We start from the raw sequence: 17,340 nt of genomic DNA on the forward strand, positions 1-17,340 counted from the left end.
AGGGTGATGGGGATTCGCAAGCTCGATCTCTATATCGGCGGCGCGTGGGTTCCTGCGTCGAGTGGAGAGACGCTCGACCTGGTCAACCCGGCGACGGGCGAGATCATCGCCCACGTGCCGCTGGCGACGCCGGCCGATCTGGATGCCTCGGCGGCCTCGGCTGCGGAAGGCTTTGCAACATGGCGTCGCACGGCACCGGCGGCGCGCTGCGCCATCATCCTGCGTGCCGCGGCGTTGCTGCGCGAGCGGCTGGAGGCGATCGCCGCAGTGATGTCGTCGGAGCAGGGGAAGCCCCTGGCGGAGGCCCGCGCGGAAACGTTACGGGCGGCCGAACTGATCGAATGGGCAGCGGAAGAAGGACGCCGCACTTACGGTCAGACGATTCCCGCGCCGGATGGCACGCGCTATCTGACCTTCTGGGAGCCGGTCGGTCCGGTGCTCGCGTTGACGCCGTGGAATTTCCCACTCGTTGCGCCCGCGCGCAAGGTCGGCAGTTCGCTGGCCGCCGGATGCAGCTGCATTCTCAAGCCATCCGAGATCACGCCACTATCGGCGATCGAGCTCGTGCGTGCTTTCGCTGATGCGGGGCTGCCTGCCGGTGTCCTCAATCTCGTGCTCGGCAACCCGGCCCCCATCTCCCGGCATCTGCTCGAGCACGACGCGGTGCGTGCCGTGACATTCACGGGCTCGGTGCCGGTCGGTAAATCGCTCAGCGAACAGGCGGGACGGTTGATGAAGCCCGCTCTGATGGAGCTTGGAGGACATTCGCCGGTCATCGTGTTCAATGACGTCGATGTCGCGAAAATCGCCAAGGCTGCGGTCACGGCGAAGTTCCGCAATGCCGGACAGGTGTGCACCTCGCCGACACGCTTCTACGTGCAGACCAGGATCTACGACGCCTTTGTCGAAGCGTTCGGTCGCCATGCCGCCGCGCTGAGTCTGGAAGCGCAGGGCGAAAGTGCCGGCGCAATGGGACCCGTGGTCAGCGAACGGCGCCGCACTGCACTGACCGATTTGATCGAGGATGCGAGGGCCAAGGGCGCGCGCGTCGTCACCGGCGGAAAGGCGCGCCCCGGGGCCGGCTTCTTCCTGGAGCCGACTGTGCTCGCCGACGTGCCTGCCGCGGCACGAATCATGAGTGAAGAGCCGTTCGGTCCGGTGGCCGTACTCAATCGTTTCGCGACTGCTGAGGAGGTTCTGTCCGCGGCGAACGCGCTGCCGTTCGGTCTCGCAGCCTACCTGTTCACGGCCGACATCGCCGCGGCGCGAAAGGTTTCGCACGGGCTCGATTGCGGCATCGTCGGCGTCAACAGCTTCTCGGGCTCGAACCCGGAAACGCCGTTCGGCGGCAACAAGGACAGCGGTCATGGTCGTGAAGGCGGCACTGAAGGCGTCCGTGAATACATGACGCTCAAATTCATCGTGGAGGGCACGCTGTGAGCAACGAGAAGCGCCAGGCTCTGATCGTCGGAGCCTCGGGCATGGTGGGCAGCAATCTCTATGCTCGCCTCTGCAAAGAGCCGGGCTGGGACATCGTGACCATGTCCCGTCGTCCCGTTCCGCAAGGAAGTTCGCACCCGCATCTGGCCACCAATCTGCTCGATGCGGCCGCCTGTCGCGATGCGGCGGGCTCACTCAAGGACGTCACGCACATCTTCTTCTGCGCGCGCGCGGTAGAGACCAATTATGTGATCAAGCTCGATGAGAACCGGCTGATCGTCGAAAACCTGCTCGATGCACTCGCACCCGTCAGCAAACGCCTGCAGCACGTCCAGATCGTTCACGGCATGAAATGGTACGGCTCCAACCTCGGCGCCTATCGCACGCCAGCGAAAGAAAGCCATCCGCGGCTTCCGGGCGCCAACTTTTATTACGAACAGCTCGACGCGTTGATCGCGCGCGCGAACCAGCGGGGCTGGACCTGGTCGACATTGCGGCCTCATTTCATTTGCGGAACCGCCATCGGAAGTCCGTCAAACCCGGTGTCCACGATCGGCGCCTACGCCGCGATCCTGCGCGAGCTGAACGAGCCGCTTCATTTCCCGGCCAACGACGCCGTCTGGACCGCCGCAATGAATGTCACCGACGTCGGCTTGCTCTCGAAGGCGATGATTTGGGCCGCCACCGAGCCGCGCTGCGCCGGCGAAGCCTTCAACATCGTCAACGGCGACACTTTCTGCTGGCGCGATGTCTGGCCGCTCATCGCCGAACAGTTCGGCATGGCGGCGGGTGGCCCGAAGCCGTTCAGCCTTCGTGAGTTCATGTCGGACAAGGCTTCGTTGTGGGAGACCATTGCCGCACGTGAAGGCCTTCGCAACAGCAACGTGAACGACGTCGCAGATTGGGCGTTCGCCGACGTGCTGTTCGCCGGCGGCTGGGACCAGACCGCGTCAGTGGTCAAGGCGCACCAGTACGGCTTCAACGGCATGGTCGACAGCGAAGAGATGTTCGGCCGCCTGTTCGCCGAGTACCGCGCCCTCAAACTTCTTCCGTAACGGAGCTATCCATGATCGCTAGCAAGCTGAGTTGCACCACCGTCTCCTTCGGTTGTCCGGTCGATCAGGCCGTGTACGCCATGAAACAGGCCGGCTTCACCTCGACCGAATTGTGGCCGCGCGATTACTATTTCAGCAACGACGGTCCGGACGCGGTTATCAACCTGCTGCGCAGCACCGGAATGACTGTCTCCTGCTACCAGAACCTGCGCAACTACGAAGGTATGCCCGAGGCGCAGCGCCCGACCAAGCAGCGCATCGCCGAGCAGCTCTTCTCGCAGATGCAGCTCATCGGCGCCGAAACCCTCGTGCTGTGCTCGAACATAGCGCCCGACAGCGTCGGCGACGAGGGCCGCATGATTGCGGACCTGCGCGAATTGGGGGACATCGCCGCGCGTTACGGCCGTCGAGTCGCCTATGAGCCGATCTGCTGGGGGCGCTGGGTACGCGACTATCGTCATGCCTGGGAGATCGTCAAGAAGGTCGACCATCCGGCCATCGGCATCGTCCTGGATTGCTTCCACATCTTCACGCTCGATCTGCCGCTCGACGGCATCGCGGCCATCGACAAGAGCAAGATCTTCATCGTCGAGGTCGCCGATTTTCCGCGCGGACATTTCGACCTCATCGAGTTGAGCCGTGCTTACCGGCTGTTTCCAGGCGAAGGCTATTCGCCAGTCGGAGATTTCATGCGCGAGGTCCGCAAGACCGGCTATGACGGGATTCTCTCGGTGGAGGTGTTCAACACCTATTACCGGACTTTGGCGCCCGACGTCGTGGCCAAGCGAGCCCGAGAGTCGCTCGAGCCGCTGCTGTGACCCCCGAGGCGACCGAGCCGAAGGCCGTGCGGGAGTGCGATGTCCTGGTCATCGGGGCAGGGGCGGCAGGCTTCGCTGCGGCGGTGACCGCGGCCCGCAAGGGGCTCAAGGTCATCATCGCCGAGAAGGCTTCTTACTTCGGTGGCACGTCGGCCGTCTCCGGGGGCTGGGTGTGGGTGCCCTGTAGTGCGCAGGCCCGCGCGGCCGGCGTCGACGACGATCTGGACAAGGCCCGCACTTACCTGCGCGGCGAGATGGGACAGCGCTACAGCGCGGCTCATGTCGACGCCTATCTCGAGACCGCGCCGCAAGCGCTCGAATTCTTCGCCCGTGAGAGCGATCTGGAGTTCGAGCTTGGTCCGCTCTACGCTGACTATCATCCCGAGGCCCCCGGCGGCGTGGCCGGCGGGCGCGCGTTGGTGGCGCTGCCCTATGACGGCCGTCGGCTCGGTCGCGAGATCCGTCGCCTGAAGCCGCCGGTGCCGGAGACCACGTTTCTCGGCATGGCCGTCGGGTCCGGCAAGGAGCTGAAGCATTTCTTCAATGTGAGGCGTTCCGCCGTTTCCGCGGCCTATGTCGCGATGCTGCTTGCGCGTTTTCTCTGCGATAAGCTGTTCTATGGCCGCGGCATGCGCCTCACCAACGGGAATGCGCTGGTGGCGCGGCTCGCCAGGACTGCGTTCGCATCCGGTGTCGAATTGCGCACTGAAGCGCCGGTACGCCGTCTCCTCGGCGACCGCTCCGGCGTGACGGGAGCTCTTCTCGCGGAAAGTAGCGGCGACGTCGAAATCCAAGCGCGCCATGGCGTCATCCTGGCGGCCGGCGGTTTTGCCCACGACACCGAGATGCGCAAGCGCCTCTATCCGCATGTGAAGGCGGGCAGTTCCCACAGTTCTGCTGTCGATCCGCACGTGACCGGAGACACGTTCCGCCTGGTGCGAGACATCGGCGGCGAGATCATCGATGACTACGCGAATGCGGCGGCCTGGGTGCCGCTGTCGCTCGTGCCGCGCAGCGGCGGGGGGAGCGGACCTTTTCCCCACTTCATCGATCGCGCCAAACCGGGCGTGATCGCGGTTACGCGTGCCGGCAATCGTTTCGTCAATGAGGCCGTGAGTTATCACGACTTTGTTCAGGCCCTTCAGGCAGCGACACCCAAAGGAGGCGAAGCCAGTTGCTGGCTGATCGCCGATCATCCGACCATCCGCAAATATGGGCTTGGTCATGTCAAGCCGTTCCCCGTGCCGCTGAGGTCGGCCCTGCGCTCCGGTTACCTCAAGCGCGGTGCGACCCTCGCCGAGCTCGCGACGACTTGCGACATCGAACCGGTGGCGTTGGAAGCGGCTGTGCGACGATATAACGCGACCGCGGAGAAGGGCGATGATCCCGAATTCGGCCGCGGATCCACGGCCTACAACCGCTTCCTCGGCGATGCCACGCGCACGCCGAACCCTTGCGTCGGGCCGATCCAGCAGGGGCCGTTCTACGCGGTCCGACTCGTCGCGGGCGATCTCGGAACGTTCGCAGGTATTCGCACGGATGAAGCTGCGCGCGTGCTGACCTCTACAGGCGAAGCGATTCCAGGCCTTTATGCCGCCGGCAACGATGCCGCCAGCATCATGGCCGGCACTTATCCAGGCGCGGGCATCACGCTGGGGCCAGCGATCACGTTCGGGTACATCGCGGCCCTTCGAGCAGCCGAAGCGAAGTCGGCAGTCGCCTCATGACGGATGAGCTTCGGCACCCAAACAACGCCACAAGAACCAAAATGATATCGATATACGATATTAAAAGTCGGATAAAAATATATACTTTCAAATTTGGCCTAGCGATGTAGTATTGCTCGATATCAAAGATCAAACAGCGCCCGCGCGCATCTGCGTAGCTGGCGCTCCTTGTCAGGGAGAAGAGACGGATGTTGACGAGAAGAGTGGCCGGTCTGTGCGGGGCCGTTGCGATCGGAGCTCTCGCGCTGTCGGCGATCGCACCAGCGTGCGCGCAGGACGTCATCAAGATCGGAGACGTCAACAGCTACACCAATTTCCCGGAGCATCTTGGCCATTACAAGAACGGCATGGACATGGCGCTCGATGAAATCAACACGGCGGGTGGAATCAACGGCAAGCGTCTCGTGGTCGTGACGCGCGATGACAAGGGGACTGCGGGTGACGGCATTCGAGCCGCCGAAGAATTGATCTCGCGCGAGCATGTCAACGCCATCTCGGGGACCTTCCTGTCCAGCGTCGCGCTGGCGCTGAACGATTTCGCGCGCCAGAACAAGACGCTGTTTCTCGCGACGATGTCGTTGTCGGATCGCATGATCTGGCAGGAAGGCAATCGTTACGGTTTCCGCCTGCGCGCCGGCACCTACACCCAGTCCGCGATCCTCGCCGAGAAGGCGGCCAAGCTCGGCAAGAAGCGTTGGGCGCTGGTCTATCCGAACTACGAGTTCGGCCAGATGGCTGCTGCGAACTTCAAGCGCATGCTGAAGGAAGTGCAGCCGGACGTGACTTTCGTGGCCGATCAGGCGGTGCCGCTTGGCAAGATCGAGGCGAGCGCGGTCGTTCAGTCGCTGATCGACGCCAAGCCGGACGGAATCTTCTCGGTGCTGTTCGGCGCCGATCTTCTGAAGTTCGTTCGCGCCGGCGGCACGCAGGGACTCTTCGAAGGACGTGAGGTGCTGGCCCTGACCACTGGCGAGCCCGAAAACCTCGAACCGCTCAAGGAAGACGCGCCCAAGGGGTGGTGGGTGACCGGCTACCCGTGGAACGACATCAAGACGCCCGAGCACGAAACCTTCCTGAAGGCCTACGAGAAGCGTTTCGGCAAGCACCCGGGAATCTCGTCGATCATGGGATACACCACGATCAAGACGCTCGCTGCAGCGTTCAAGAAGGCCGGCAGCACTGATACCGAGAAGGTCGTCGACGCCATGATCGGCCTCGAGGTCGATATGCCTTGGGGCAAGATCCAGTATCGCCCGCAAGATCACCAATCGACCATCGGATCCTTCCTCGGTCAGATCGCGCAGGGCGATACCGGCCCCGTGGTGGTCAACAGTGCCTACAAGCAGGGCGATCAGTATCAGCCGACCGACGCGATGGTGAAGGAATGGCGCAAGCCGGCCAATTGATCGGTTCATAACTCTGAAAAATCGCAACTGGGGGCGGGGCCCGTCGCCGCCGCCCCCAGTCGCAAGACTTACTTCAACAGGCGACTTCCATGCAGTTCTCGGGTCTCGTTGTCCAAATCCTGAACGGCTTTGCCGAGGCGTCGTCCCTGTTCATGGTCGCCGCCGGCATGTCGATCATCTTCGGCGTGACTCGCATTGTGAACTTCGCGCATGGCTCGTTCTTCATGCTCGGTGCCTACATTGCATCCACGTTGATCACGACGATGGGCGGCGCGGTGTGGTTCTGGCCCTCGCTGCTGCTGTCGGGCATCGCCGTGGCCCTGATCGGTCTTCTCGTCGAAGTGACCCTGCTGCGGCGGATCTACCACGCCGCCGAACTGACCCAGTTGCTTGCGACCTACGCGATCATGCTGATCGTGCAGGATGTCGTGCTCTATCTCTGGGGCCCCGTGCCACTGATGGGGCCCCGCGCCCCGGGCCTGACCGGCGCGATCGACATTCTCGGACGCAAGTTTCCGACCTACAGCCTCTTCCTGATCGTGGTTGGTCCGCTCGCGCTCGCGGCGCTTTGGGCTGTCGTTACGCGTACCCGTTGGGGCCGCCTGGTTCGCGCCGCGACCCAAGACCGCGACATGGTTGCGGCCCTCGGAATCAATCAGGCGTGGCTGTTCACCTCCGTATTCGTGCTCGGCACGTTCGTGGCCGGGCTTGGCGGAGCGCTGCAACTGCCGCGCGAGCCGGCGAGCCTGGACATGGACATCCAGGCCATCGCCTCGGCATTCGTCGTGGTCGTCGTCGGCGGTCTGGGATCGCTGCCCGGCGCCTTCCTCGCGGCCATCATCGTCGCGCAAACCAAAGCTGTCTGTGTCTGGCTCGGCGTGATCGACATCGCCGGTGTCCAGATTTCGATGTCGAAGCTCACCATCGTGGTGGAGTTCATCGTGATGGCCATCGTTCTCGTGCTGCGGCCCTATGGTCTGCTCGGGCGTGCGCCCAATCTCACGCGACAAAATCGCCTCGTGACGAGTTCGACGGTCCTCAGGCCACTGTCCTCCCGCGGCCTGTTGATCGCGGCGCTCGTGGTGGTCGCGCTGGTCGTCGTGCCGCAATTGCGTGGCCAGTTCCCCTACATGCCGGTCCTGGTCCTGGAGATCATGATCGTCGTGATCTTTGCTGCGAGCCTCCAATTGCTGATGGGGGCAGGGGGCATGCACTCGTTCGGTCACGCGGCCTATTTCGGGCTCGGCGCCTACGCTGCGGCGATGGCGGCAAAGTATATGGGATTGCCCGTGGAAGCGGCGCTGTTCGGCGGGATCGGTCTGGCCGTGCTCGGTGGCGTCATCATAGGCTGGTTCTCGGTGCGTCTGACCAGCACGTATTTCGCGATGCTGACGCTCGCCTTCGCACAGATCGTCTGGGCGATATTCTATCAGTTCGAAGGACTGGCGGGCGGAGAGAACGGGATCACGGGCGTGTGGCCCTCGGGGCTGTTTCAGTCCAAGACGGCCTTCTTCTATCTGGTGCTTGGCTGTCTCGTGATCGCGTCGCTGTTTCTCTACCGCGTGCTGTTTTCGCCCTTCGGGTATGCGCTGCGCGCGGCGCGCGATTCCGCGATCCGTTCAGAATCCATTGGAATGAATGTACGGCGGCTCCAGTGGCTCGGGTTCGTGCTGGCCGGAGGCGTGGCGGGCCTCGCCGGCGCGCTGTTTGTCTATTCCAAGGGGAGCGTTTCGCCCGAAATTCTCACGGCCTCGCGATCCGTGGACGGCCTCGTGATGGTCGTGCTCGGTGGTGAGCATGCCATCGCTGGCGCGATGCTTGGCGCCAGTATTTTCGTTTGGCTGCGCGATACCATCGGCCTGAACGCCGAATATTGGCGGGCCGTGCTTGGCCTCATTACGCTCGCTCTGCTCCTGTTGATGCCGCAGGGGCTCGCGCATCTGGTGTTCCGCAAGGGAGCCAAATCGTGACCTTGCTGTCTGTCAGGAATGTCGGGAAATCCTTCGGTGGCGTGCGGGCCAACGATTCCGTCTCGTTCGACCTCGCCGAAGGCGAGCTGTTGGCGCTGATCGGACCGAACGGCGCAGGCAAATCGACCCTCTTCAACATGATCAACGGCCAGCTCTGCGCCGACGCCGGCTCCATCCTGTTTCAGGGCAAGGAGTTGATCGGGCTGAAGCCACGCGAGATTTGGGCGCTTGGTGTCGGACGTACGTTTCAGGTCGCCCATCCCTTCAACTCGATGACCGCGATCCAGAATGTGCAGGTCGCGCTGATGTCCCGGGACCGGACCATCTTCAACTTCTGGCGCCTGGGCACTCACTATGGTCGCGAAGAGGCCATGGAGCTTCTGCGTCAGGTTTCCCTGGAAGACCAGTGGGACAAGCCCTGCAGCACCATGGCTTATGGCGACGTGAAGCGCTTGGAGCTCGCGGTCGCGCTCGTGCACAAGCCGCGGCTGCTCCTCATGGACGAACCGACTGCGGGCATGGCGCCACACGAGCGGAACGAGCTGATGGCGCTGACGAAGCAATTGGTCGTCGAGAAAAAGCTCGCCGTGCTTTTCACTGAACACAGCATGGATGTGATCTTCGCCTATTCGGACCGCGTCGTGGTGCTGGCTCGCGGCCGTCTGATCGCCGAGGGAACGCCGACCCAGATGCGCGTCGACCCGAAGGTGCAGGAGGTCTATCTCGGCGCCGGAAATACCTTCGCCGAGCACGTCGGGTGATTGGGATGGATGCGATGAGTTCACAGTCCGCGTTCCCGCACGCTGCGCCGGGCCAAACGCTGCTCGAGGTTGAGAAGCTTTCCGCATGGTACGGTGGCGCGCGCATCCTGTTTGATCTCGATTTCAATTTGCGACAAGGCGAGGTCGTCGCCCTTATGGGGCGAAACGGCGCGGGTAAGTCGACGACCTTTCTCTCGCTCATGGGGATGCTGGACCGAAGGTCGGGCGCCATTCGCTTCATGGGAGCCGACATTTCGCAAAGCGCGAGCTATCGCGTCGCCCAGATGGGTCTTGGCTTCGTGCCGGAAGACCGGCGTATTTTCACCGACCTCACGGTAGCCGAAAATCTCGATATCGGTCGCCAGTCGCAGCGGCGCTGGCCGGACGGTACGCCGCTCCACACCTGGACGCCGGACGAACTCTACGAAATCTTTCCGAATCTCGCCGAGATGAAGAACCGGGGTGCCGGCCGGATGAGCGGTGGTGAGCAGCAGATGCTCACCATTGCCCGGACGCTCATGGGTAATCCCTATCTGCTGTTGCTCGATGAGCCATCCGAGGGCGTGGCGCCGGTGATCGTCGAGCAGATGGCCGAAATGATCTTTCGGCTGAAGAAGGCCGGAGTTTCCATTCTACTCTCGGAGCAGAATATTCACTTCGCCCGCTACGTCTCGGATCGCGCCTACATGCTCGAAAAGGGGCATGTCACGTGGTCGGGGTCGATGCAGGAGCTGACGCGCTGTCCCGAGATCTCGCTCAAATATCTGTCGATTTGAGAGACCTGAATGGACATCGATCCGAACACCCGAACTCTCGACGAGACTTACAAGCTCATCACCGGCATGATCGTCCCACGTCCTGTCGCGTGGATCACGTCGCTTTCTTCGAATGGAGCGGTCAACCTTGCACCGTTTTCCGCTTACGGTCTTGTGACCCACAGCCCGCCGATGCTGATGGTCACCATCGGAAAGCGCGACGGAGAGCGCAAGGACACCGGCAAGAACATCCTGGAACGCGGCGAATTCGTGGTGAACGTCGCAAGATACGACGACGCCACGATGCTTCACGGCTCGTCGGCCGATTTTGCCTATGGTGAGAGCGAGATCAGCCACCTTGGACTAGAGACGGTGCCGTCCGCGGTGGTCTCCGTGCCACGTCTGGCAACGTCGGTGGCGGCGATGGAGTGCCGCTTGCGGGAGAAACTCGAATATCCCGACGTTGACAGCATCATTCTGCTGGGGCAGGTCGTCTCCTTTCACGTCCGCGACGATCTCATGCATGGCGGCAAGATCGACACCCGGGAGCTCGATCCTTTGGGGCGAATCGGCGGGCCTAATTATGCGGGTCTCGACAGGTTCATTGGCTTGGCTCCGCCGTCTCGCCAAGCTGCCACCAGCGTGCGCGAGCCAAAATAGACTATTCGGAGAAGCGATCGGCCCGCGAGGCTGATCGGGCGACACCCAACGTAGAGGGATGAGATGAAGAATCTGGCGATCGTCGGTCTAGGCTATTGGGGGCAAAACCTTGTCGGTGCGGTGCAGGGAGCGAGCGAAGTTGCGCGGTTCTCGCTCGGCGTCGCTCGCCGTCCAGAGCCGCTGAAGGCGTTTGCGGACCGGCGAGGACTGAAGATTGTCGAATCCTACGCCGATGCGCTGGCCGCCCCCGACATTGACGGTATAGTCTTGACCACCCCCGATCGTCTGCATCCTCAGCAGGTGATCGATGCGGTGACGGCCGGCAAGCCGGTTCTGGTTGAAAAGCCCTTCGCGTTGGATCGCAAAAGCGCCGACGCAGCGATCGCCGAAGCGGTCAAGCGCAACGTTTTGGTCGCATTCGCGCACAATCGCCGTTTTCTGCCGGCTGTGGCGGCGATGCGCGAGTTGATCGCCAACGACAAGATCGGTCGCATCCTGCACATAGAAGGGAATTTCTCGTCGAATTACGGGTTGCGGTTCAAGCCCGGCATGTGGCGGGCGGAGCGATCAGACACCGTCGCTGGCGGGATGACCGGAATGGGTATTCACCAGATCGATCTCATGCTGCTTTTCGCTGGCGAGTTCGAGCGAATACACGCTTGGGGACGTCGGCAAGTGGTTGACGTGCCGGTCGACGACAATGTGACCTTCGTGGGCGAGTTCAAGAGCGGAGCTACATGCGCTTTCGCCACCCTGATCACGACGTCTCCCATGTGGCGCCTGCGAATTCTGGGATCCAAAGGCTGGATCGAGATGATTGGGGAAAACCGGCTGCTGAGCTGCATAGGTAATTCGCCGGTTCAAGATACGACCTTTCCGATTGTCAGTACCGAAAAGATGGAAATTGAGGCCTTCGCAAACGCAATCGGGGGAAGTGCAGCATTCCCGGTCACGGCTGAGGAGGCGCTGCATGGAGTTTCTGTCTTGGAGGCCGTATCGCTTTCCATGAAGGAAGGTACATCCGTCAAAATCCCGGAAACATGACCGCAAGTCAGAAGGTAGGCGTGCGCCGGCCCGGTGTGTCGCGGCCTACGCTGCGGGGAATCCGGCTCTATCTTTCGCCACGAAAGGAGCCCGCCAAAGGCGGGCTTTTTTTCTTCGCAGATCTGTGGAGACTGCCTGGCGATCGATAAGACCGAAAACCCGGGTCAGCCCCGGCTCAAGGCGTTGGCCTGCGAAAAAAATCCTTCCGCCTGCCGGAGCCGCTGCTGCTGAGGCGAGTAGAGCCGGCCGCCCAAGATGCCTCCGTCAACGATGAGATCGATGCCGGTGACAAAGCTGCTGCTGTCGGAAGCGAGGTAGAGTGCACACTGAGCGATGTCCTCTGGAACGCCCGCACGGGGAATAGGTTGCTCCTTGGCGAGGCTATCCCTCATTGCCTCGGCATATTTGTCCGCTTCCGACGCTTCGACACCCAGCGCTTTGGCCAGGATGCCGGTAGCGATGCCGCCCGGCGAAATGCAATTCGCGCGAACATAATGTTCGCCCAATTCCATCGCCGCACACCGCGTCAGCTGCACGACGGCGGCTTTGGCGGCGCTATAGACCATCGAACTCGAAAAGCCCGCCTGTGATGCGGCGATGGAGGCGTTGTTGATGATGCTCCCGCTTCGCTGAGCCATCATGATGGGTGACACATGTTTCATGCCCAGCATGACCGAGCGAACCAGGAGCGCCATCGCGGCGTCGAAGCCATCGACCGGAATCGACGTGATGCTGCCGCGCGGGGCCGGGCCGCCTGCATTGTTGAACAGACAGTCGATCCGGCCGAATCGCGACATCGTCGCGTTGACGAGCTTAATCCAATCCTCTTCGACAGACGCGTCGGCACGGACGAACGTCGTCTGTTTGCCGAGCCGAGCGGCGAGTTGCTCGCCTTCGGCGACACGCCGGCCGGTGAAGATGACCTCCGCACCCTCTCTCGCGAAGGCCTCAACCGTGGTTGCGCCTATTCCGCTCGTTCCCCCGGTGATGATGACGACTTTACGGTCGACGAGTCCCATTGAATGCTCCGCGTGAAAATGGACGAACACAGTTGTCTAGCAACCGCGAATGAACGGAAATGTCGTCTAGTTTACGTTCTGTGGCCCTTCGGACGAATATCAAGCTGGATACGTCCCCGAGTGGGCCCGCGACCGGGCATCGCGTCACAGGAACGCGACATCTTGTCCCGCGCGCCGGGCGCTCAAGGCGGCGATCCGGCGGATACCGTTCAAGTCGGTGATCTCGATGCTCCGATAGCCGAGCGTAACCACGCCTTCTTCCTGGAGGCGTTTGAGGGTCTTGCTGATCGTTTGTCGGGTGACGCCGACCATCGCGGCGAGCTCGTCCTGGGTAATCGCGGGAGCCGTGTTGCTGGCACGCGCGGCGGTCTTGCGGACGTCCAGCAAGGCTCGCGCGAGGCGGACTGGCGCCGGGCACGTGATCAGCGATTCGACGAAGTCGAACATCACGCGGATGCGACCTGCGGCCAGCAGCGCAAAATACTCCCAATATTGCGGGTTCTCGTTCACGATCAGCCGGAAGGCTTTGTGCGAGAGATGAAGGAGCTTCACGTTACCGACGGCCACCGCATTTTGCATGCGGCGTCCGCCGTCGCACTCGGCCATCTCGCCGAACCAGCTCGGGGGCTGTTTCAAATAGTACCCAGCGCAACTTCCCTTTTGCGTGAGATGCACCATCTTCACGGATCCTGAAACGACGCCAAAGAACCCGTTCGAGAAGTCGCCCGCGGCGTAGATGAGTTGTCCATCCGAGAATACGACGGACTTTCCGGACGCGACGATCTGTTGCTGCAGCCCTGCAGGAAGCGACTTGTACCAAGGCTCCTTCTTGAAATGAGATATCAGGTCCATCACGTCGTCCTCCCGAGCGCGAAGTCGATCGCTCCGCTGCTTTCGCGAATATTGGTTTATCGTCGGGACATTGTAAACAAGTAGACATTATTCGTTTGGGAAAGGTGACATCGTCCTGCCAGGCAACTCGATTGGCGAGCCGTATCGGTCTTCGGACCTGCCCCGGAAGGATGATTCGGTTGGACCCGTTTACAAGAACAATTCCCGATATCCGATCTCAGGTCAGTCCCGAAGAATGGGACGTCCGCGTCCAATTGGCGGCCTGCTACAGACTTGTGGCCCACTATGGTTGGGACGACCTGATCTATACCCATCTCTCAGCGAAGGTGCCGGGTGGCGAGGACCACTTCCTGATCAATCCGTTCGGGCAGATGTTCCACGAAGTCACCGCGTCGAGCCTCGTCAAGATCGACAAGCATGGTGACATCGTTCTCGATACCGGCTTCGAGATCAACAAGGCTGGCTTCGTGATTCATGGCGCCGTTCACGATGCCAGGTCGGACGCCAAGGCGGTGCTTCACACGCACACCACGGCCGGCGTTGGGGTGTCTGCACAGAAATGGGGGCTGCTACCGATCAGCCAGATCGCGATGGCATTCTCGCATGACATTGCCTACCACGAATATGAAGGGATTGCGCTCGAGCTGGACGAGCGCGAGCGTCTGGTTGCCGATCTCGGGCCGAAGAACAACATGATCCTGCGCAACCACGGCCTCCTGACCGTCGGCCGGACCGTCGCCGAGGCGTTCGTGCGGATGTTCTTTCTGGAGAAGGCGTGCGCGGCCCAGGTCTCTGCGCTTTCGGCCGGCTACGACAACATCCATTTTCCGCAGGAGGCGGCCATGGACACGGTCGCGCGACAGACCGCGACGAGCAATCAGCCGATCGGCGCGCTCGAATGGAGCGCGCTGATCCGTGGGCTTGATTTGCGTGATCCGTCCTACCGAAACTAGCCCGGATATCGGCAAGGTCATCAACAAGCATTTTCAGGGGGAGATATGCCGAGCAGAATAAGTCGAATTGCGTCCGCTGCGATCTGGCTGGGCGTCGGCGCGTATGTCGGTCTATGTCGCCCGGCGCTGGCGGACGAGCCGAAGGAAGCAAAGCCGGATATCAAGATCGGAAACACAGCGCCCTACAGCGGCGCGGGATCTGCCTACAGCTTGATCGCTCGTACGTATGCCGCGTACGTGAAGAAGATCAATGACGGCGGCGGCATCAATGGACGAAAGATCAATTTCATCAGCTACGATGATGCTTACAGCCCGCCAAAAGCCGTCGAGCAAGTCAGGCGCCTAGTCGAAAGCGACGAAGTTCTTTTCATCTTCGGGCAAGTCGCGACGGCTGGCGCGGCGGCGACCCAGAAATACCTGAACGCAAAGCATGTGCCGCAGCTGTTCGTCGGATCTCCGTCGGCGCGCTTCGGAAATCCTGACGCCTTTCCATGGACGACCGGATTCCAGCCAAGCATACGGACGGAGGCGCGGATCTACGTCGCTCATCTGCTTCAGCAAAAGCCGGATGCGCGCATCGCAATTCTCTATCAGAACGACGATTTCGGAAAGGACTACCGGAGCGCGTTGATCGAGGCGCTGGGCGAAAAGGCGAAAAGCATGGTGGTCGGCGAGTCATCATATGACGTGACCGAGCCAACCATAGACGCGCACGTGGTGAAGTTGAAGGCGACGGGCGCCGACACGTTCTTCGACGTTGCGACGCCGAAGTTCACTGCGCAAGCCATAAAGCGGTCCGCGGAACTGGACTGGAAGCCTTTACACTTCGTCTTCAGTGGGTCTTCGTCGATCGTGCACGTCCTCGAACCGGCGGGTCTCAAGAATAGCGAAGGGCTCATATCGGCGGTTTATCTCAAGGACCTCAGCGATCAACGTTGGAAGGAGGACGTCGGCGTAACCAGGTATCGCAAGTTCATGAAGGACTACATGCCGAACGAGAACGACAAGGATTTGATGTTCGCTTACGGCTACACGCAGTTCCAGATCCTCGAGGCAGTGTTGCAGAAGGCCGGGGACGATCCGAGCCGGGAGGCCATCATGGGGCTGATGAAGAGCCTCGACAAGGTGAAGGGCGATCTCCTCATCGACGGGATTACGGCCAGCACCAGCGAGAAAAATCTCTTCCCCCTGAGCCAACTTCAAATCGTCAAGTTCGACGGTACTACGTGGCAGCCGCTCGGCGCGGTGATGTCCGAGGCACCTTGAGGGACCTGGGATGCTGATTCCCCTGGGCGACGTGCCAAGCTGGCATGCCGATCGTAACCACGAGAATGCTGTTGCCATTATCCATCAGGACGTCGTGCTTTCGTGGCGCGACCTTGAATCCCGGGCAAACCGGCGGGCTCGTGCGATGCGGCAGGCAGGCGTCCGGCCGGGCGACTTCGTGGCCATCATTCTTCCGAACGGCAATGAGTTCTTCGAGTTCACGTTTGCCACTTGGAAGGCGGGTGCGACTCCCTGTCCATTGTCGCACCGACTGCCGCGCAACGAAGCCGTTGCGATCCTGGACCTGCTGAAGCCGTCACTGATCGTTGGCGGCAATCCCGATTGGGGGTTGCAAGGCAGCGTCTCAGCGTCTTTCGGCGCGGACGGCTATTCCGACGAGGCCCTGCATCTCCCAACGGCTCGCTATTGGAAGGCGATCGCGTCAGGAGGCTCGACGGGACGTCCGAAGATCGTGGTCGATCACATGCCGGCAGCCGTTGAACCCAAAGCTCAGCCGCTTTTCATGCACGAGCTTGTGCGGACGTTGAATCCAGGACCACTTTACCACAACGCCCCATTCACCTTCAGCCACAACACGTTGGTCGCCGGCGGTCTACTGGTCGGTATGCCCAAGTTCGACGGTCTCGAGGCCATGAGGCTGATACGAGATCACCGCATCGAATGGGTGAATTTCGTTCCGACGATGATGAGCCGCATCCTATCGCTGCCCAGGCAGCAGCGCGAGGCGATCGATATGTCGAGTTTGCAGGTGGTCTTTCATATGGCGGCACCGATGCCGCCGTGGCTGAAAGAAGCGTGGATCGAATGGCTTGGGCCCGATCGGATTTTCGAGCTCTATGGCGGAACCGAGCGGCAGGCCGCGACGGTGATCTCCGGAGTCGAGTGGTTGACGCACAAGGGGTCGGTCGGGCGTATGGAAGTCGGCGACGTCAAGGTCCTGAATGATAGCGGAGAACCTCTGAGGGCGGGTGAGATCGGCGAGTTATATCTGAGATCGGCCGAAGGCCCGGGCACCACATATCATTACATCGGCGCGGAGCCAAAGTCCGCACCCGGAGGGTGGGAGTCGCTCGGCGACATCGGTTATGTCGACGCTGACGGCTATGTTTGGCTCACCGACCGCCGAACGGACATGATCCTGCGCGGCGGTGCCAACATCTATCCGGCGGAAGTCGAGGCGGCTTTGCTGGCCTATCCCAGCATCCGGTCCTGTGCCGTGATCGGTTTGCCCGATCCCGACCTTGGCAACCGGATTCATGCGGTCCTGGAGCTGACCCCAGACGCGCTCGCGGAGAGCCTTGCTCACGAGTTGCCCGAATTTCTCCTGCAACACATCAGCAGGCCCAAGCATCCTCAGAGCTATGAAATCGTCGAGAATGCCGTGCGAGACGATGCTGGAAAGGTTCGGAGAACCGCGCTTCGCGACGAAAGAATTGGGTGGCGAAAGGAAGGTCGAAGCTTTGAAATTCCGCTAATATTGAATGCTACCTGACCTGTGCGGCTAGAGTTCGAGACTGAAGACGATTGGTGGTGTACGAAGCAGCCACACCGATTGATCTCGACGCCCACACGCTTCCATTGCGAACCTCCGCC

15 protein-coding genes are annotated in these 17,340 nt (G+C 61.5%); 13 read left to right on the forward strand and 2 right to left on the reverse strand.

The features are described 5' to 3' along the window. Positions 1–6 precede the first annotated feature (6 nt). The 10 genes from QM712_RS04745 (at position 7) to QM712_RS04790 (ending at position 11,636) form a co-directional block, all read left to right on the forward strand. A complete protein-coding gene (locus QM712_RS04745; protein ID WP_415021887.1) occupies positions 7–1,440 on the forward strand; it encodes an NAD-dependent succinate-semialdehyde dehydrogenase in 1,434 nt (477 codons plus the stop codon). Continuing rightward, positions 1,437–2,495, forward strand: coding sequence for an SDR family oxidoreductase (locus tag QM712_RS04750; protein WP_415021888.1), 1,059 nt, complete (start codon positions 1,437–1,439; stop codon positions 2,493–2,495). The genes QM712_RS04745 and QM712_RS04750 overlap by 4 nt, the downstream gene beginning before the upstream one ends. Positions 2,496–2,506: 11 nt before the next feature. Beyond that, positions 2,507–3,313, forward strand: coding sequence for a sugar phosphate isomerase/epimerase family protein (locus tag QM712_RS04755; RefSeq protein ID WP_415021889.1), 807 nt, complete (start codon positions 2,507–2,509; stop codon positions 3,311–3,313). Next, positions 3,310–5,040, forward strand: a complete 1,731-nt coding sequence (locus tag QM712_RS04760; protein WP_415021890.1) for an FAD-dependent oxidoreductase — start codon at positions 3,310–3,312, stop codon at positions 5,038–5,040. Before QM712_RS04755 ends, QM712_RS04760 begins: the two co-directional genes overlap by 4 nt. 188 nt (positions 5,041–5,228) lie before the next feature. Further along, on the forward strand, positions 5,229–6,446 hold the full coding sequence (locus QM712_RS04765; RefSeq protein WP_415021891.1) for an ABC transporter substrate-binding protein: 1,218 nt from the start codon (positions 5,229–5,231) through the stop codon (positions 6,444–6,446). An 89-nt stretch (positions 6,447–6,535) separates the two neighbouring features. Further along, positions 6,536–8,416 (forward strand): ABC transporter permease, encoded by a 1,881-nt coding sequence (locus QM712_RS04770; RefSeq protein ID WP_415021892.1) that lies wholly within the window; start codon positions 6,536–6,538, stop codon positions 8,414–8,416. Next, entirely contained in the window at positions 8,410–9,177 is a 768-nt protein-coding gene (locus tag QM712_RS04775) for an ABC transporter ATP-binding protein (RefSeq protein ID WP_415022047.1), read from the forward strand. The genes QM712_RS04770 and QM712_RS04775 overlap by 7 nt, the downstream gene beginning before the upstream one ends. A 5-nt stretch (positions 9,178–9,182) precedes the next feature. After that, a complete protein-coding gene (locus QM712_RS04780; RefSeq protein ID WP_415021893.1) occupies positions 9,183–9,953 on the forward strand; it encodes an ABC transporter ATP-binding protein in 771 nt (256 codons plus the stop codon). A 9-nt stretch (positions 9,954–9,962) separates the two neighbouring features. Then, the gene (locus tag QM712_RS04785) at positions 9,963–10,592 is read left to right on the forward strand and encodes a flavin reductase family protein (protein ID WP_415021894.1); all 630 of its coding nucleotides are present in this window, start codon (positions 9,963–9,965) and stop codon (positions 10,590–10,592) included. A 63-nt stretch (positions 10,593–10,655) separates the two neighbouring features. Continuing rightward, positions 10,656–11,636, forward strand: a complete 981-nt coding sequence (locus QM712_RS04790) for a Gfo/Idh/MocA family protein (protein ID WP_415021895.1) — start codon at positions 10,656–10,658, stop codon at positions 11,634–11,636. A gap of 164 nt (positions 11,637–11,800) precedes the next feature. Here QM712_RS04790 and QM712_RS04795 read toward each other — a convergent pair whose 3' ends face one another. After that, positions 11,801–12,655: an SDR family NAD(P)-dependent oxidoreductase gene (locus tag QM712_RS04795; RefSeq protein WP_415021896.1), complete on the reverse strand. Its 855-nt coding sequence runs from the start codon at positions 12,653–12,655 to the stop codon at positions 11,801–11,803. A 144-nt stretch (positions 12,656–12,799) separates the two neighbouring features. Beyond that, positions 12,800–13,507, reverse strand: coding sequence for a Crp/Fnr family transcriptional regulator (locus QM712_RS04800; protein ID WP_415022048.1), 708 nt, complete (start codon positions 13,505–13,507; stop codon positions 12,800–12,802). Positions 13,508–13,686: 179 nt separating this feature from the next. Between QM712_RS04800 and QM712_RS04805 the strand changes: the two genes are divergently transcribed. Genes QM712_RS04805 through QM712_RS04815 form a run of 3 tightly spaced genes read left to right on the forward strand, consistent with a single transcriptional unit; the run spans position 13,687 to position 17,239 of the window. Next, positions 13,687–14,460, forward strand: a complete 774-nt coding sequence (locus QM712_RS04805) for a class II aldolase/adducin family protein (RefSeq protein WP_415021897.1) — start codon at positions 13,687–13,689, stop codon at positions 14,458–14,460. 45 nt (positions 14,461–14,505) lie between these two features. Continuing rightward, entirely contained in the window at positions 14,506–15,726 is a 1,221-nt protein-coding gene (locus tag QM712_RS04810; protein ID WP_415021898.1) for an ABC transporter substrate-binding protein, read from the forward strand. Between the two features lie 10 nt (positions 15,727–15,736). Beyond that, positions 15,737–17,239: an AMP-binding protein gene (locus QM712_RS04815; RefSeq protein WP_415021899.1), complete on the forward strand. Its 1,503-nt coding sequence runs from the start codon at positions 15,737–15,739 to the stop codon at positions 17,237–17,239. The last annotated feature ends 101 nt before the right edge of the window (positions 17,240–17,340 follow it).

Source organism: Bradyrhizobium sp. (assembly GCF_047605465.1).
GTDB lineage: Bacteria > Pseudomonadota > Alphaproteobacteria > Rhizobiales > Xanthobacteraceae > Bradyrhizobium.

What these genes read in the sequence shown, in the direction of transcription:
- QM712_RS04765 (WP_415021891.1), top strand. Translation starts at nt 5,229, where the DNA reads ATGTTGACGAGAAGAGTGGCCGGTCTGTGCGGGGCCGTTGCGATCGGA.
- QM712_RS04810 (WP_415021898.1), top strand. Translation starts at nt 14,506, where the DNA reads ATGCCGAGCAGAATAAGTCGAATTGCGTCCGCTGCGATCTGGCTGGGC.
- QM712_RS04800 (WP_415022048.1), bottom strand. Translation starts at nt 13,507, where the DNA reads ATGGACCTGATATCTCATTTCAAGAAGGAGCCTTGGTACAAGTCGCTT.
- QM712_RS04755 (WP_415021889.1), top strand. Translation starts at nt 2,507, where the DNA reads ATGATCGCTAGCAAGCTGAGTTGCACCACCGTCTCCTTCGGTTGTCCG.
- QM712_RS04770 (WP_415021892.1), top strand. Translation starts at nt 6,536, where the DNA reads ATGCAGTTCTCGGGTCTCGTTGTCCAAATCCTGAACGGCTTTGCCGAG.
- QM712_RS04790 (WP_415021895.1), top strand. Translation starts at nt 10,656, where the DNA reads ATGAAGAATCTGGCGATCGTCGGTCTAGGCTATTGGGGGCAAAACCTT.
- QM712_RS04745 (WP_415021887.1), top strand. Translation starts at nt 7, where the DNA reads ATGGGGATTCGCAAGCTCGATCTCTATATCGGCGGCGCGTGGGTTCCT.
- QM712_RS04815 (WP_415021899.1), top strand. Translation starts at nt 15,737, where the DNA reads ATGCTGATTCCCCTGGGCGACGTGCCAAGCTGGCATGCCGATCGTAAC.
- QM712_RS04795 (WP_415021896.1), bottom strand. Translation starts at nt 12,655, where the DNA reads ATGGGACTCGTCGACCGTAAAGTCGTCATCATCACCGGGGGAACGAGC.
- QM712_RS04785 (WP_415021894.1), top strand. Translation starts at nt 9,963, where the DNA reads ATGGACATCGATCCGAACACCCGAACTCTCGACGAGACTTACAAGCTC.
- QM712_RS04780 (WP_415021893.1), top strand. Translation starts at nt 9,183, where the DNA reads ATGGATGCGATGAGTTCACAGTCCGCGTTCCCGCACGCTGCGCCGGGC.